Source organism: Streptomyces sp. 1-11 (genome assembly GCF_007176755.1).
Classification (GTDB): domain Bacteria; phylum Actinomycetota; class Actinomycetes; order Streptomycetales; family Streptomycetaceae; genus Streptomyces.
On sequence record NZ_BJTV01000013.1, the window covers coordinates 63,242 to 78,317 of the forward strand.

Sequence of the window (15,076 nt, forward strand, 5' to 3'; positions counted from 1 at the left end):
GTGTCGGGGCCGGTCGTGCCGTGGGTGCCGTCAGGAGGTCGCGGACGGGCTCGGCGAGGGGCTCGCGGAGGCGTCGGCGGCGGCGACCTTCAGCTCGACGGTGACGGTGCCGCCGCCCGGGGTGGTGAGCTGGAGCAGGAAGGTGCCGGTGGTGTCGTCGGCGTACAGCGCGGGCAGCGTGAGCAGGCCCTTGGCGTCGGTCTTGAGGCCGGTGAGGGTGCGTACCGCCTTGCCGTCGGCGTCCTTGAAGTAGGGGCCCTTGTCGTTCTCGGTGGCGTCGTCGGCGGCCTTGATCAGGGTGGCGGTGGCGGCGACCCGGCCCGCGGCCGCTCCCTTGTACGTGGCCTGCACCTGGACCTTCTCGGCGAACTCGGCGCCCGGGGTGCAGGTCAGCGCGGTGTCGCCGGTGCGGGTGAGGGTGTCGGCGGCGCGTTCGGTGACGGTGGCGGTGTAGCCGACGTTCGTGACCTGGTGGCCGACGACCGCCGTGGTGATCCTGAAGTCGCCGGTCTTCTCGCCCGCCTGGAGGGCCGGGGCGACGGCCACGCCCTTGGCGTCGGTGACGACGGTGGCGACGTTCTCGCCGCCGGCGAAGGTGGCGTCGGTGTCGCCGGTGATGGTGAAGCGGACCCTGACCTTGGCGACGGCCATGCCGGCCTTGGTCTCGGCGCGGGTGCTGATGCGCTGGTCGAAGGCGTCGCCGGCCATGGCGGTGAGCTTGGCGGTGCCCGCGTCCTCGAGGTGGTCGACGGTCTCCGACGGCGTGGGCTGCTTCGGCGGGACCGGCGGCTTCGGCGGCTGCGGGTCGGGGGTCTGGCTGCCGCCGCCCGGCTGGTGCGGCTTGGGGTCGGGCTTCGGGTCGGGCTTGGTGTCGGGCTTCGTACGGGGCGGGTCGGACGGTGCCGTGGTGTGGGTGCGCGGGGTGCCGTCGTCGCTGCGGTGGCCGGGCACGCGGCCGGTGCCGTCGGGCACGGAGTGGGTGCCCTTGCGGTAGTACTGCAGCCAGTTCAGGACCAGGTTCAGGTAGTCCTGCGAGTTGTTGTAGCTGAGGATCGCGCTGTGCAGGCCGGCCTGGGTGGACATGTCCCAGTCGTTGCGGCACAGGTAGTGGCCGGCGGCGAGCGCGGCGTCGTAGACGTTGTTGGGGTCGGCCTTGCCGTCGTCGTTGCCGTCGCGGCCGGCCCAGGCCCAGGTGGAGGGGATGAACTGCATCGGGCCGATGGCCTGGTCGTACTGGCTGTTGCCGTCGTACTCGCCGTGGTCGGTGTCCTTGATGAGCGCGAAGCCGTTGCCGTCGAGCTGCGGGCCGAGAATCCGGCCGATCGTCGTGCCGTCGGCGTCCACGCGGCCGCCGCGGGCCTGACCCGACTCCACCTTGCCTATGGCGGCCAGGAGTTGCCACGGCAGGTTGCAGCCGGGCTTGGAGGAGCGCAGCTCCGCCTCGGCCTTCTTGTAGGCGTCGAGGACGGTCGCGGGGATGCCGGCCTCCGCCTCTCCCCGGACGACGGGCTCACCGGCCGTCGACGAGGGGCTGGGGTTGGGGCTCTTCAGCGGCGGAAGGTCCGTGTAGTAGGGCGAGTTGCCGGTGGCGTCGCCGCCCAGGGCCGCGTCGGGTGCGGGGCTGCTGGAGCCGGCCGAGGCCGGTCTGCCGTGCTCGTCGCCGGCCGCTCCCGGAGCCTGGGACGCGGACAGTGCCGCGACCGCCACCGCGGCCACGGCGGTGGTCGCCGCTCCCTTGCTCAGCCGCCTGCCGAAATGCGCCGCCATAGAGTGAACCCTCCCGTGGACGCGTGCTCGCGTCCGTCTCCGTCTGTCTGCCTCGCTCTGGTGTGACGGTTGACCCGGTGCTCTGGTTGCCCCTGTTCCGCCTTTCCGTCCGTGCGACGGGTGTGCGACCGTGCCGACCGGCACGGCAGCCCACGTGACCCTACGACAACTTGCCTGCCAGGGGCACCCGTTCGAGTCCGGTTTTCCCCGGTTGGCCGACGACTGTCGTATCGCGGGGCCGGGTGCGGCGCCGACGCATACTGGACCGGACGTGATCACCGGTCGCGAAGCCGTGGCCGACGACCGCCCGAGGGGGCCTCGTTGCCGTTCACACTCAGTCATGCGGCGGCCGTGCTGCCCGCCGTCCGCCGCGACGGCGGGGGACGCGGGCGGCTGGTGCCCTCGGGGCTCGTCGCGGGGTCCTTCGCGCCCGATCTGACCTACTACGCGGCGGGCGTCCGGCCGCGGGCGATGGAGTTCGGGACGGTCACCCACTCCCTGCCGGGGGTGGCGGGCGTGGACGTGCTCATCGCGTGGGCGCTGGTGGGGCTTTGGCTGTTCGTGCGGGAGCCGCTGGTGGCGCTGCTCCCCCGGGCCCGCCAGGCAGGCCCGGCCGCCCTGCTGCGCTGCGGTGCGCCACGCGCGCGTGTGCGGGCCGGGCGCGTGCTGTGGTGGTACGTGTCGGCGGCGCTCGGGGCGCTGACGCACGTCGTGTGGGACGCGTTCACGCACCACGACCGGTGGGGGTCGCGGCTGGTCCCGTGGCTCGGCGGGGTGGCGGCGGGGCTGCCGCGGTACACCTGGCTGCAGTACGGCTCGTCGGCGGTGGCCGCCGTGGTGATCGCCGTGTTCCTGGCGGGGGCCCTGCGGCGGGCGCCCGGCGGCCTCCCGGCGGGGGTGCCCGCGCTGTTTGTGCGGGACCGGTGGTGGGCCGCCGCGGTGCTGGGCGGCTGTGCGCTGGCCGGGGCGGTGCAGCGGGTGGTGCGGTGGTGGGCGTACCGGGGTGCCTCTGTGCGGCCGCTGGATCTGGTGCCGACCCTGTGCTTCGGCGCGGGCGCGGGGCTGCTGCTCGGGTTCCTGCTGTACGCGGCCGGGGTCAGGGCGTGGCGGCGCCCGGTCCGGGGCCCGGGCGATCCCGGAGAGACGACCGGTGCGGGCCGGGACCGGTCCGCCGTTCGCTGAGGGACGGCCGTCAGGACAGCGGGGCTCCCGCTGTACGCGGCCCGAGTCAGGGCGCGGAGCCCGGCACGTCGTCAGGCCTGTGTTCCGGGCCGTCCTGGTGGGGTGGCCGGTGCGGGACGGGGCCGGGTGGCTGTTCGTTGAGGGAGGCCACGAAGACGGTGAGGGTGGGCCTGGGGCGGGTGCGGGGGACGGCGGTGAGCAGGAGCGCGAGGTAGGCGCGGGCGAGGTCTGCCCAGGCCCGCCGGTGGGCGGCGCGGCGGATGCGGGCGGCCGGCCGGCGCAGCAGGCCGGCGACGGCACGGCGGGCGGCCGCGGCCCGCTCGGCGGGGATGCGGGCGGTGCTCGCGCCGGGCGCGAGGGCCGGGACCGGTGAGGCGGCCGTGGCCGGGCCGGAGGCGCTGCCGGCCTCGGCCCGGGTGCCGCCGAGGAACTCGGGCGTCCGGCGGTGGAGCGTGCGTATACCCATGCCCGCAGTGTTGCGGCTGCGGGGCCGGGGGTGCGTTCTGGCGGGGGCCACGTGAGTGAAGCACCCGGCCGGGGCTGCGCCGGTCAGGGGGCGGGGTGCGGTACTCGGGAGAGACGCGGTGCGCACCTCAGGCAGGCACCGGGACCGCCGATCGTCCTCACGGTGCCCGGCACATACCTCACCGCACTCCCCCACACGCACCCGGACCGCCGACCCCTGCCGCGCCCGGGGCTCACCCCGGGCGGCGGGCAGAGGGGGGGTGTCAGTGGGCCGCCGACTCCCAGTCGCGGCCCACGCCCACCGAGACGTCGAGCGGGGCCCGCAGCCGGACGGCGCCGGCCATCTCGCGGCGGACGAGTTCCTCCGTGACCGCGCGCTCCCCGGGGGCGACCTCCAGCACGATTTCGTCGTGCACCTGCAGCAGCAGGCGGGACTTCAGGTCCGCCTCGCGCAGCGCCCGGTCGACGTTGAGCATGGCGATCTTGACGATGTCGGCCGCCGTGCCCTGGATGGGGGCGTTGAGGGCCATGCGTTCGGCCGCCTCGCGGCGCTGGCGGTTGTCGCTGTTGAGGTCGGGGAGGTAGCGGCGGCGTCCGAAGAGCGTCGCCGTGTAGCCCGTGGCCCGTGCTTCGTCGACGACCCGGCGCAGATAGTCGCGTACGCCGCCGAAGCGCTCGAAGTAGGTGTCCATCAGGCCGCGGGCCTCGGCCGCCTCAATGTTGAGCTGCTGGGAGAGGCCGAAGGCGGAGAGTCCGTAGGCCAGGCCGTACGACATGGCCTTGATCTTGCGGCGCATCTCCGCGTCCACCGCGTCCCGGCCGACGGAGAAGACCTGGGAGGCGACCGTGGTGTGCAGGTCCTCGCCCGTGGTGAACGCCTCGATCAGGCCCTCGTCCTCGGAGAGGTGGGCCATCACGCGCAGCTCGATCTGGCTGTAGTCGGCGGTCATCAGCGACTCGAATCCGTCGCCGACCACGAAGCCGCGGCGGATCGCCCGGCCCTCGTCGGTGCGGACCGGAATGTTCTGCAGGTTCGGGTCCGTGGACGACAGCCGGCCGGTCGCGGCGACCGTCTGGTTGAAGGTGGTGTGGATACGGCCGTCGCCGGCGATGGTCTTGATCAGGCCCTCGACCGTGACGCGCAGCTTCGCCTGCTCGCGGTGCCGGAGCATGATCACTGGCAGTTCGTTGTCGGTCTGGGTGGCGAGCCAGGCCAGGGCGTCGGCGTCCGTGGTGTAGCCGGTCTTGGTCTTCTTCGTCTTCGGCAGGGCCAGCTCGCCGAAGAGGACTTCCTGGAGCTGCTTGGGCGAGCCGAGGTTGAACTCGCGGCCGGCGGCGTCGTGGGCCTCCTTCACGGCCTGCTGCACGGCGCCCGCGAACGTCAGCTCCATCGCCTCCAGGTGGGCGCGGTCGGCCGCGATGCCGTCGCGCTCCATGCGGGCGAGCAGGGCGGAGGTGGGCAGCTCCATGTCCCGCAGCAGGTCGGCGGCGCCGACCTCCTCGAGCCGGCCCTCGAACGCCTCCCCGAGGTCGAGGACGGCGCGGGCCTGGATCATCAGGGCTTCCGCCTCGGCGCCCTCGTCCGTGCCGAACGCGAGCTGTCCGTCGGCCGCGGCGGCGGGGGCCAGCTCACGGTGCAGGTACTCCAGGGACAGCGCGTCCAGGTCGAAGGAGCGGCGGCCCGGCTTGACCAGGTAAGCGGCGAGCGCGGTGTCCATCGCGACGCCCTCGACGCGCCAGCCGTGCTCGGCGAGGACCCGCATGGCTCCCTTGGCGTTGTGGAACACCTTCGGGCGGCCGGCGTCGGCGAGCCAGCCGGCGAAGGCGCGCTCGTCGGCCTCGTCCAGCTCGGCGGGGTCGAACCAGGCGGCCGCTCCCCCGGCCGCGGCGAGCGCGATCTCGGTGACCGAGCCGGTGCCCAGCGCCCACGCGTCGACCGTGGCGACGCCGAGGGTCCCGGTGCCGTGCTCGGCGAGCCAGCCGGCCAGCTCGCCGGTGCGCAGCACGGTGCCGTCCACCTCCACGCCGTCCGCGGTGACCGGCGTGGTCTCGGCCTCCTCGGCGCCCGGGTCGACGGCGAAGAGCCGCTCGCGCAGCGACGGGTTGCGGATCTCCAGGGTGTCCAGCACCATCGCGACGGTCTTGCGGTCGTACGGGGCGCGCTCCAGGTCGGCGACCGTCTTCGGCAGCTCCACCTGGCGCTCCAGCTCGGTGAGCAGCCGGTTGAGCTTGACCGACTCCAGGTGGTCGCGCAGGTTCTGGCCCGCCTTGCCCTTGACCTCCTCGGCGCGCTCGACGAGTTCGGCGAACGAGCCGAACTGGTTGATCCACTTCGCGGCGGTCTTCTCGCCGACGCCGGGGATGCCGGGCAGGTTGTCGGACGGGTCGCCGCGCAGCGCGGCGAAGTCCGGGTACTGGGCGGGCGTCAGGCCGTACTTCTCGACGACCTTCTCCGGGGTGAACCGGGTCAGCTCCGAGACGCCCTTCGTCGGGTACAGCACGGTGGTGTGCTCGCTGACGAGCTGGAAGGAGTCGCGGTCGCCGGTGACGATCAGCACCTCGAAGCCCTCGGCCTCGGCCTGGGTGGCGAGGGTGGCGATGATGTCGTCCGCCTCGAAGCCCTCGACGGCGAAACGCTGCGCGTGCATGGCGTCGAGGAGCTCGCCGATCAGCTCGACCTGCCCCTTGAACTCGTCGGGGGTCTTGGAGCGGTTCGCCTTGTACTCGGTGAACCGTTCGGAGCGCCAGGTCTTGCGGGAGACGTCGAAGGCCACCGCGAAGTGCGTGGGCTCCTCGTCACGCAGCGTGTTGGCCAGCATCGACGCGAAGCCGTAGATCGCGTTCGTCGGCTGGCCCGTCGCGGTGGTGAAGTTCTCCGCGGGCAGCGCGAAGAACGCGCGGTAGGCCAGCGAGTGCCCGTCCATGAGCATCAGCCGGGGACGGCCGCCGGGGGTGCTGTCGGTCTTCTTCGATGCTGTTTCTGCCACGTCCCCGATCCTGCCACGGCGCACTGACAGCCGGGACCGGCCCGCTCCGCGGCGAACCGCCACGGCGGGCCCGCACGGCTCGCGGCGGGCGGCGGGGGCACCGGCGTCGCCCGCCCCGGCGGCCTGCCGGTACCCCGTGGGAGGATCGGCGGCGTATTTCTCACACGCAGTCGAAGGGGAGCGTGCGATGGCGACGAAGCCGCCCAAGGGTGATCCGGTCCAGGACGCGCCGCAGGTCGCGGAGCCCGGGCACGCGGCGGCGGGGCTGCCGGCCGTCGGCCGCACCCTGCGCGTCGCCCAGCGGCAGATGGGCGTGCGGCGCACCGCGCTGACGCTGCTGCGGGTGAACCAGAAGGACGGCTTCGACTGCCCGGGCTGCGCCTGGCCGGAGGGGGACCACCGGCACCGGGCGGAGTTCTGCGAGAACGGCGCCAAGGCGGTGGCCGAGGAGGCCACCCTGCGCCGGGTCACCCCGGAGTTCTTCGCCGCGCACCCGGTCGCGGACCTCGCCGGGCGCAGCGGCTACTGGCTGGGGCAGCAGGGCCGGCTCACCCACCCCATGTATCTCGCCGAGGACGGCACGCACTACGAGCCGGTCGGCTGGGACCGCGCCTTCGACATCATCGCCGAGGAGATCGCCGCGCTCGCCTCCCCCGACGAGGCCGTCTTCTACACCTCCGGCCGCACCAGCAACGAGGCCGCGTTCCTCTACCAGCTCTTCGCGCGCGAGCTGGGCACCAACAACCTGCCGGACTGCTCCAACATGTGCCACGAGTCGTCCGGCTCGGCGCTGTCGGAGACGATCGGCGTCGGCAAGGGCAGCGTCCTGCTGGAGGACCTGCACCGGGCCGAGCTGATCATCGTGGCCGGGCAGAACCCGGGGACGAACCATCCCCGGATGCTGACCGCGCTGGAGAAGGCCAAGGCGAACGGCGCGCGGATCATCAGCGTCAACCCGCTGCCCGAGGCCGGTCTCGAGCGGTTCAAGAACCCGCAGACCGCGCGGGGCATGCTGAAGGGCGCCGCGCTCACCGATCTGTTCCTGCAGATCCGCATCGGCGGCGACCAGGCCCTGTTCCGCCTCCTGAACAAGCTGATCCTGGAGACCGAGGGCGCGGTCGACGAGGAGTTCGTGCGGGAGCACACCCACGGGTTCGAGGAGTTCGCGCAGGCCGCCCGCGCCGCCGACTGGGAGGACACGCTCGCGGCCACCGGTCTCACGCGCGCGGAGATCGAGCGGGCCCTCGGCATGGTCCTCGCCTCGCGGCGGACCGTCGTCTGCTGGGCCATGGGCCTCACCCAGCACAAGCACTCGGTGCCGACCATCCGCGAGGTCGTCAACTTCCTGCTGCTGCGCGGTGACATCGGCCGACCCGGTGCGGGCGTGTGCCCGGTGCGCGGCCACTCCAACGTGCAGGGCGACCGCACGATGGGCATCTTCGAGAGGCCGGCGCCGGCCTTCCTGGACGCGCTGGAGAAGGAGTTCGGGTTCGCGCCGCCGCGCGGGCACGGCTTCGACGTCGTGCGGGCGATCCGCGCGCTGCGCGACGGCGAGGCGAAGGTGTTCTTCGCCATGGGCGGCAACTTCGTCTCCGCCTCGCCCGACACGGCGGTCACCGAGGCGGCCGTGCGGCGCGCGCGGCTGACCGTGCACGTGTCGACCAAGCTGAACCGCTCGCACGTGGTCACGGGCGCGCGTGCCCTGATCCTGCCCACCCTGGGCCGTACCGAGCGCGATGTGCAGGACGGCGGCGAGCAGTTCGTGACCGTGGAGGACTCCATGGGCATGGTGCACGCCTCGCGCGGGCGGCTGGAGCCGGCGAGCCGGCACCTGCTGTCCGAGCCGGCGATCGTGTGCCGGCTGGCGCGCCGGGTGCTCGGCGCGGACAGCAAGGTGCCCTGGGAGGAGTTCGAGAAGGACTACGGGAGGGTCCGCGACCGCATCGCGCGCGTGGTCCCCGGCTTCGAGGACTTCAACGCGCGGGTGGCCCGCCCCGGCGGCTTCGTGCTGCCGCACGCGCCGCGCGACGAGCGCCGCTTCCCGACCGCGACCGGCAGGGCGAACTTCACCGCGGCCCCCGTGGAGTACCCCGAACTGCCCGCGGGGCGGCTGCTGTTGCAGACGCTGCGCTCGCACGACCAGTACAACACCACGATCTACGGCCTCGACGACCGCTACCGGGGCATCACGGGCGGCCGCCGGGTGGTGCTGGTGAACCCCGAGGACGCGCGCGCCCTGGGCGTCGCCGACGGCGCGTACGTCGACCTGGTGAGCGAGTGGCGCGACGGCGTGGAGCGGCGGGCGCCCGGTTTCCGGGTCGTGCACTACCCGACGGCCCGGGGCTGCGCCGCCGCCTACTACCCGGAGACGAACGTGCTGGTGCCGCTGGACGCCACGGCCGACACCAGCAACACACCGGCCAGCAAGTCCGTCGTGGTCCGCCTGGAGCAGACACCGGCGCACGAGCCGGCCGGCGGGCCCGGGGGCTGCCGCCGTCAGGCCGGCCCGGAGAGCCGTCTGGAACAATCGGCGACCGACTGAGCGTTTGCTCAGCCACGTGTCAGCTGTACGAGAACGGAGCCACGCCCATGGGTGAGCAGCAGCAGGTGAGATTCCCGCAGGAGGTCGTCGACGAGTACGCCGCGCTCGGCGTCGACCTGCCCGCCCTGTTCTCCGCGGGCCACCTCGGCAATCGCATGGGCGTGCAGATACTGGAGGCGTCGGCGGAGCGGGTCGTCGGCACCATGCCGGTCGAGGGCAACACCCAGCCGTACGGGCTGCTGCACGGCGGCGCGTCCGCGGTGCTGGCGGAGACGCTCGGTTCGGTCGGCTCCATGCTGCACGGCGGCAGCTCGAAGATCGCGGTGGGCGTCGACCTCAACTGCACCCACCACCGCGGGGTCCGCTCGGGCCTGGTGACCGGCGTGGCCACGCCCGTGCACCGGGGGCGCTCCACGGCCACCTACGAGATCGTCATCAGCGACGAGGAGGGACGCCGGGTCTGCACCGCCCGGCTGACCTGCCTGCTGCGCGACGTCCGTACGGGCGACGAGGCCCCCGTCCGCCCGGCCGGCGACTGAGCGTCCCGGACGTCTTCGCGGGCCCCGGGCCGGCCGTGGCGGGAAAGGGGCTCCGCCCGGCCGTTGCCCCGGGCCGTCCCGCCGCTTAGTTTCGGCACATGGGACGGCTCGGAAGCCGACGGCTCGCAGGATCCCGGCGGGGGGCGAGGCTCTTGGCGCTCGGACTGGCACTGTCCGCGACGCTGCTGATGGCCGGCTGTGCCCGTACGGGCGGCGCGAACCCCTCCACGGGCGGCCCCGGTGCCCCCAGCGGCTCCGGCCACGCGGCGCACGACTCGGCCGCCCCCTCGCCGTCGTCCGACGCCGAGCTGTGCGCCGAGAGCGTCGCCCGCTGGTCACGGAAGGTGCTCGACAGCGGCACCTACGGGGACTACCAGTCGATGGGGCTGTCCAACGGCCAGTACGAGATCCTGCGGGCCGTCGTGGACGCGGCGCGGGCGGCCGAGCGGCGTCAAGGGGCGGACGCGGCGGACGAGTTGATCGCCCGTCGGGCGCGTGCGGCGTGCGCAGACCGGTATCGGCACGGCGTTCCGAGCGGAGGGCCCTGGCGATGAGCGGCACGGGGCCCCTGGAGCCCGGCGAGGGCACGCGCGCGTGGGACGCCGTGGAATGGGAGGCCGCCGGACGACGGCGCGCACCGCTCGCGGCCCTGTACGCCCGTCACCGCCGCGCCGCCCTCGCCGCCGCCGCGGCGGTGGTCGCCGTCGCGGGCGGCGGCTACCTCTACGCGACCCGCCCACCGCACCCGCCGCCGTCCCAAGTGCCCTACATGGCACAGGCGATGACGATCTCTTACCTGCGGGACGGGACCGCCGGGGCCGGGGTGCCGGCCCGCGGATTCCGCTTCGAGGTGCTGCTGACCGTGGACGCGGGACCGCCCATCACCGTCAGCCGGGTGGGCCAGCCCTACGCCGGGCTCCGGCTGACGACCGAGCCGCGCACCCCGTTCCGGACAAAGGCGGGCTCTCCCCGCAAGATCACCATAACCATGGACGTGACGGAATGCGGAAAGGTGCCGAAGGACGCCGGACTGCCTTTCCTTGAAGTAACTCTGCGTAATACGCGCGCAATACAGAATCAGAGTTTCATCCTCGGCCGGCGGTACGCCCAGCACCTCTCCAAGGGCCTGAAAGTCGCCTGCAGCAACAGCCTCAGGTAATCACCAAAACCCCTGAGACACCTGAACGGATCACGGACCGTCCTGCGGATTCTCACCATGCGGACGGGGCGAATCGGCTTGAATTCCGGCGTTCTCCCCACGGCGTACCGCTCTGCATTACCCCGTGTCATAACAAGAGCGTCACAGCATCGGTCAGACCCTCCTTACGTTCCCCACACACGCCTAGAGTCACGGCCAGTCACCGCGCAGCTGGATTCCCTCTTCGGCCCGGCGCAGCGGCTCGACCGCCTCCACGGGGAAGCGGCCGTTCTGGGGAAAGGACTGATCGTGCGTCAACGTTCGCTCATCGCCATCACCGCCGCCCTGGCGGCGGGAGCACTCACCCTCACCGCCTGCGGCTCGCGCGACAGCGGCGACAAGGGCTCGGACTCCGGCAACGGTGGTGGCACCACCGTCGTCATCGGCGTCGACGCCCCGCTGACCGGCGACCTGTCCGCGCTCGGCCTGGGTATCAGGAACTCCGTTGACCTGGCGGCCAAGCAGGCCAACAAGAAGAACTACGTCAAGGGCGTCACCTTCAAGATCGAGGCGAAGGACGACCAGGCGCAGCCCTCCTCCGGCCAGACGAACGCCACCGGCTTCGTCGGCGAGAAGGACGTCCTCGGTGTCGTCGGCCCGCTGAACTCCTCCGTGGCCCAGTCGATGCAGAAGGTCTTCGACGACGCGAAGCTGGTCGAGGTCTCCCCGGCGAACACCAGCCCGGACCTGACCCAGGGCCCGGACTGGCGGAAGTCGAAGACGCGCCAGTACAAGTCGTACTTCCGTACCGCGACCACGGACGCCATCCAGGGCCCGTTCGCCGCCCAGTACGTCTTCAACAAGGCCAAGAGGACCAAGGCCTTCGTCATCGACGACAAGAAGACCTACGGCGCCGGCCTGGCCGGGACGTTCACCGACGAGTTCAAGAAGCTCGGCGGCAAGATCGTCGGCACCGAGCACATCAACCCCGACACCAAGGACTTCTCCGCGGTCGCCACCAAGGTGAAGAACTCCGGTGCACAGGTCGTCTACTACGGCGGCGAGTACCCGCAGGCCGGTCCGCTGAGCAAGCAGATCAAGGCCGCCGGCGCGAAGGTCCCGCTGGTCGGCGGTGACGGCATCTACGCCGACGACTTCATCAAGCTGGCCGGCGCCTCCGGCACCGGTGACCTGGCCACCTCGGTCGGCGCGCCGGTGGAGACGCTCGACTCCGCCAAGGAGTTCGTCGACAACTACAAGGCGGCGGGCTACAAGGAGGCGTACGCGGCGTACGGCGGCTACTCCTACGACTCGGCGTGGTCGATCATCGAGGCCGTGAAGAAGGTCGTCGACGACAACGGCGGCAAGCTGCCGTCCGACGCCCGCGCGAAGGTCACCGCCGCGATGCAGAACGTCTCCTTCGACGGCGTGACCGGCAAGGTCTCCTTCGACGAGTATGGTGACGCGACCAACAAGCAGCTGACCGTGTACTCCGTCACGGGCGGTGCGTGGAAGTCCGTGGAGTCCGGCACCTACAACGGCAGCTGACCCACACACACCCGCATCACCTGAGCCGCGCGGGGCGCTGTTCCACTGGCGCCCCGCGCGGACTCGCATCCGGCTTCATCCGTCGAACTTTCCGAACGTCTCGGAGGACATGCGGTGAACGAACTGCCGCAGCAGCTGGTCAACGGCCTGCTACTAGGATCCATGTACGGGCTGGTCGCCATCGGCTACACGATGGTCTATGGCATTGTCCAGCTCATCAACTTCGCCCACGGCGAGATATTCATGACCGGCGCGTTCGGCGCGCTCACGGTCTACGCGTACATCCTTCCCGACGGCACCTCCATGTGGGTGGCCCTGCCGCTGATGCTCGTCGGGGCCGTCCTCGTCGCCGTCACGGTCGCCGTCGGGGCGGAGCGGTTCGCCTACCGCCCGCTGCGCACCGCCCCGCGCCTCGCGCCGCTCATCACCGCCATCGGCCTCTCGCTGGCCCTGCAGCAGGCGGTGTGGGCCTGGTACCCGGGCGCCAAGTCCGCCCGTACCTTCCCGAGCATCCCGGGCGGCCCCTTCGAGATCGGCAATGTCACCATCCAGACCGGTGATGTCTTCCTGGTCGCCGCGGCACCGATCAGCATGGGGATCCTCGCCTACTTCGTGATGCGGACCCGCACCGGCCGCGGCATGCAGGCCACCGCGCAGGACCCTGACACCGCGAAGCTGATGGGCGTCAACACCGACCGCATCATCGTGATCGCGTTCGCCCTGGGCGCCGCTTTCGCCGCCGTCGGTTCGGTGGCCTACGGCCTGAAGTACGGTCAGATCGACTTCCGCATGGGCTTCATCCTCGGTCTGAAGGCGTTCACCGCGGCCGTCCTCGGCGGTATCGGCAACATCTACGGCGCCATGCTCGGCGGCCTCGTCCTCGGTGTCGCCGAGGCCCTGTCCACTGCCTACATCGCGGACATCCCCGGCATGGACAAGTTCGGCAGCCAGTCCTGGGCAGACGTCTGGGCGTTCGTACTCCTCATCCTCGTGCTGCTGTTCAGGCCACAGGGCCTGCTCGGCGAGCGCGTCGCGGACAGGGCGTGACACCGATGACCACACAGACCACCGCATCCGAGACCCCGGAGACCCCGGAGACCGCGAGCGCTCCCGCGGCCGCGCGGACCGGCCTCATCGGCCTGCCCACCGCGTTCGGCCGGGCCCTCGCCACCGGCGGCGGCGCCCTGACGATCGTCTCCACCTTCCTCGCCTGGACCTGGACCGCCGATTTCCCCGGCGACCTCACCGTCTACGGCTACCCGGGCGGCCTGCAGGTCCTCGTCCTGATCGGCGGCGTCCTCACCACCCTGTTCGGCCTCGCCTCCTACGGCGTCAAGGGCCTCGGCTGGCTCACCCCCGGCAGCGCCGACAGCGCCGTGAAGACGGCCGCGCTCGGCACCTTCGCCACCGCCTGGTACACCGTCATCGCCATCAGCGCGAAGCTCGGCGGTGTGGTCAACCTGGAGCCCGGCGGCTACGTCGTCGCCGTCGCCACGCTGGCCGCCCTGGTCGGCGCCCTGGCCCTGCCGTTCGAGCGGCCGGCCCCGGACCCCATCGACCCCGACGACTCCTCCTGGGAGAAGTTCCGGCACGCCCGCCGCCAGGACTGGAGCACCTTCAAGGCGGCCTTCGCCGCCGAGGCCCCGGCCCCGGCCCCGGCCCCGGCCCGGAAGCTGCCCGCCTACGCCGAGATCCTCGTCATCGTCGCTGCCATGGCGCTCGGCCTGCTGGTCTTCACCTACGGCATCGGCACCGAGTACGACGAGCTGTTCATCGGCTTCCTGATCACCGCCGGTTTCGGCTTCGGCGCGCTCGCCAAGGCCGGGCTCGTGGCCCGGGTCTCGGCGATCACCGCGCGGCACCGCAACATCACCATGACCGGCGCCTTCCTCGCCGCGGCCGCCTTCCCCTTCACCCAGTCCGACGACCAGTACGCGACGATCGGCGTCTACATCCTGATCTTCGCCACCGTCGCGCTCGGCCTGAACATCGTCGTCGGCCTCGCCGGCCTGCTCGACCTCGGTTACGTCGCCTTCCTCGGTGTCGGCGCCTACACCGCGGCCCTGGTCTCCGGTTCGTCGTCCTCGCCGCTGCACGTCAACATGCCGTTCTGGGCCTCGGCGCTGTGCGGCGCCGCCGTCGCCATGGTGTTCGGCGTCCTGATCGGCGCCCCGACCCTGCGGCTGCGCGGCGACTACCTCGCCATCGTGACGCTCGGCTTCGGTGAGATCTTCCGCATCACCGTCCTCAACATGGACGGCACCTCGGGCCCGGACGTCACCAACGGCTCCAACGGCATCTCCTCGATCCCGAACCTGAACATCCTCGGCTTCGACTTCGGTCAGGAGCACCAGCTCTTCGGCGCCACCGTCGGCCGGTTCGCGAACTACTTCCTGCTGATGCTGCTCATCACGCTCATCGTCGTGGTGGTGTTCCGGCGCAGCAGCGACTCCCGCATCGGCCGCGCCTGGATCGCCATCCGCGAGGACGAGACGGCGGCGCTCGCCATGGGCATCAACGGCTTCCGGGTCAAGCTCATCGCCTTCGCCCTGGGCGCCTGCATGGCCGGCCTCGCCGGTTCCGTCCAGGCCCACGTCACCTACACGGTGACCCCGGAGCAGTACCAGTTCGCCCATGTGGTGCCGCCCAACTCGGCGTTCCTGCTGGCCGCAGTCGTGCTCGGCGGCATGGGCACCATCTCCGGCCCGCTGGTCGGCGCCTCGCTGCTGTACCTGATCCCGGCCAAGCTCCAGTTCCTGGGCGACTACCAGCTGTTCGCCTTCGGTGTCGCGCTCGTCCTGCTGATGCGCTTCCGCCCCGAGGGCCTCATCCCCAACCGGCGCCGCCAGCTCGAATTCCACGAAGAGACCGAAGCGCCCGCCGTCCTCAGCAAGGCAGGGGCCTGAAC

Annotated in this window: 11 protein-coding genes; 8 read left to right on the forward strand and 3 right to left on the reverse strand. The window is 72.0% G+C overall.

The genetic code is table 11. The features are described 5' to 3' along the window. Positions 1–30: 30 nt before the first annotated feature. A complete protein-coding gene (locus TNCT1_RS25675; protein WP_143636273.1) occupies positions 31–1,767 on the reverse strand; it encodes a lytic transglycosylase domain-containing protein in 1,737 nt (578 codons plus the stop codon). Positions 1,768–2,088: 321 nt separating this feature from the next. On the opposite strand from TNCT1_RS25675, the gene TNCT1_RS25680 reads away from it, so the two are divergent. Beyond that, positions 2,089–2,949, forward strand: a complete 861-nt coding sequence (locus TNCT1_RS25680) for a DUF4184 family protein (protein WP_143636276.1) — start codon at positions 2,089–2,091, stop codon at positions 2,947–2,949. A gap of 46 nt (positions 2,950–2,995) precedes the next feature. On the opposite strand, the gene TNCT1_RS25685 is transcribed toward TNCT1_RS25680, so the two are convergent. Both TNCT1_RS25685 and polA read right to left on the reverse strand, forming a co-directional pair. After that, positions 2,996–3,415: a hypothetical protein gene (locus TNCT1_RS25685; protein ID WP_174266451.1), complete on the reverse strand. Its 420-nt coding sequence runs from the start codon at positions 3,413–3,415 to the stop codon at positions 2,996–2,998. Positions 3,416–3,677: 262 nt separating this feature from the next. Next, positions 3,678–6,401 (reverse strand): DNA polymerase I, encoded by a 2,724-nt coding sequence (gene polA / locus TNCT1_RS25690; protein WP_143636279.1) that lies wholly within the window; start codon positions 6,399–6,401, stop codon positions 3,678–3,680. A gap of 187 nt (positions 6,402–6,588) precedes the next feature. Here polA and TNCT1_RS25695 point away from each other — a divergent pair, with 187 nt between their 5' ends. From TNCT1_RS25695 to TNCT1_RS25725, 7 genes are all read left to right on the forward strand, one after another. Continuing rightward, positions 6,589–8,943 carry an FdhF/YdeP family oxidoreductase gene (locus tag TNCT1_RS25695; protein WP_235902894.1) on the forward strand — a complete coding sequence of 785 codons (2,355 nt, stop codon included), beginning with the start codon at positions 6,589–6,591 and terminating at the stop codon, positions 8,941–8,943. Between the two features lie 47 nt (positions 8,944–8,990). After that, complete coding sequence (locus TNCT1_RS25700; RefSeq protein WP_143636281.1) at positions 8,991–9,482, forward strand: hotdog fold thioesterase; 492 nt, start codon at positions 8,991–8,993, stop codon at positions 9,480–9,482. 152 nt (positions 9,483–9,634) lie between these two features. Continuing rightward, the gene (locus TNCT1_RS25705; protein WP_143636284.1) at positions 9,635–10,036 is read left to right on the forward strand and encodes a hypothetical protein; all 402 of its coding nucleotides are present in this window, start codon (positions 9,635–9,637) and stop codon (positions 10,034–10,036) included. Next, entirely contained in the window at positions 10,033–10,641 is a 609-nt protein-coding gene (locus TNCT1_RS25710; RefSeq protein WP_143636287.1) for a Tat pathway signal sequence domain protein, read from the forward strand. Before TNCT1_RS25705 ends, TNCT1_RS25710 begins: the two co-directional genes overlap by 4 nt. A 288-nt stretch (positions 10,642–10,929) precedes the next feature. Beyond that, a complete protein-coding gene (locus tag TNCT1_RS25715) occupies positions 10,930–12,168 on the forward strand; it encodes a branched-chain amino acid ABC transporter substrate-binding protein (protein WP_143636290.1) in 1,239 nt (412 codons plus the stop codon). A gap of 114 nt (positions 12,169–12,282) precedes the next feature. Further along, on the forward strand, positions 12,283–13,215 hold the full coding sequence (locus TNCT1_RS25720) for a branched-chain amino acid ABC transporter permease (protein ID WP_143636292.1): 933 nt from the start codon (positions 12,283–12,285) through the stop codon (positions 13,213–13,215). A 5-nt stretch (positions 13,216–13,220) separates the two neighbouring features. Next, on the forward strand, positions 13,221–15,074 hold the full coding sequence (locus TNCT1_RS25725; RefSeq protein WP_143636294.1) for a branched-chain amino acid ABC transporter permease: 1,854 nt from the start codon (positions 13,221–13,223) through the stop codon (positions 15,072–15,074). Positions 15,075–15,076 lie beyond the last annotated feature (2 nt).

Bases quoted from the DNA above. Each gene is read 5' to 3' on its own strand.
- TNCT1_RS25725 (WP_143636294.1), top strand. From the start codon at position 13,221: ATGACCACACAGACCACCGCATCCGAGACCCCGGAGACCCCGGAGACC.
- TNCT1_RS25675 (WP_143636273.1), bottom strand. From the start codon at position 1,767: ATGGCGGCGCATTTCGGCAGGCGGCTGAGCAAGGGAGCGGCGACCACC.
- TNCT1_RS25700 (WP_143636281.1), top strand. From the start codon at position 8,991: ATGGGTGAGCAGCAGCAGGTGAGATTCCCGCAGGAGGTCGTCGACGAG.
- TNCT1_RS25695 (WP_235902894.1), top strand. From the start codon at position 6,589: ATGGCGACGAAGCCGCCCAAGGGTGATCCGGTCCAGGACGCGCCGCAG.
- TNCT1_RS25710 (WP_143636287.1), top strand. From the start codon at position 10,033: ATGAGCGGCACGGGGCCCCTGGAGCCCGGCGAGGGCACGCGCGCGTGG.
- TNCT1_RS25685 (WP_174266451.1), bottom strand. From the start codon at position 3,415: ATGGGTATACGCACGCTCCACCGCCGGACGCCCGAGTTCCTCGGCGGC.